Raw genomic sequence first — 633 nt, 5'->3', positions numbered from 1 at the left:
CACGTCCGTCCGCGCGGGTGCCGCGGGCGACGGGGCGCCGGGCCCTTCGTCGTCCTCCGCGGCGCGACGACGGCGGCGTCGTCCGGGCTGCTGGCCGCCGTTGGCGGCCAGGAGCTCCGCGACCGTCCGCTGGCGAGGCTCTCCGCTGTCCACACTCATCACGACCACCGTGCCCTGTGTGTTGTCAAGGGTCCAAGCCCGCCCGGGGATGTCTGCGCCGAGCGGTCGTCCCCGTTCGTCCCATCGAGCATGTCGAAGCGCCGGAGGATCACTCCCTCGCGCAACGCCCACGGACAGATCTCGAGTTCGGTCACGCCGAGGGCGTCCATCGCGGCCTGCGCGACGACCGCCCCGGCGACGAGCTGGTGCGCCCGGCTGGCGCTCACACCGTCGAGCTGGGCGAGGTCGGGACCCGACATCCGGGTGATGAACGCCGACAGCTGGCGCAGGCCCTGCGCGGTCAGCGTGCGGCGGGCGCCCGGCCCGGCGCTGGACGGCGCGGCACCGGCGAGCCGGGCCAGCGTCCGGAAGGTCTTGGAGGTGCCGACGGCCCGGTCCGGGCGCCCCGCAGCACGCAGCCGTCCGGCGACGGGGGCGATCTCGTCGCGGACGCGCTCGGTCAGCGCGGCGACC

The 633-nt window shown here is 76.0% G+C and carries 1 pseudogene; it reads right to left on the bottom strand.

The window, feature by feature from the left end:
* Positions 1–158: 158 nt before the first annotated feature.
* A pseudogene (locus GTW08_RS20870) lies at positions 159–633 on the bottom strand (hypothetical protein); the annotation flags it as partial.

It is taken from the genome of Pseudonocardia sp. SID8383, assembly GCF_009864975.1.
Taxonomy (GTDB): domain Bacteria; phylum Actinomycetota; class Actinomycetes; order Mycobacteriales; family Pseudonocardiaceae; genus Pseudonocardia; species Pseudonocardia alni.
The sequence above is the reverse complement of the archived record's forward strand: the minus strand, read 5'-3'. Positions and strand labels throughout refer to the sequence as shown.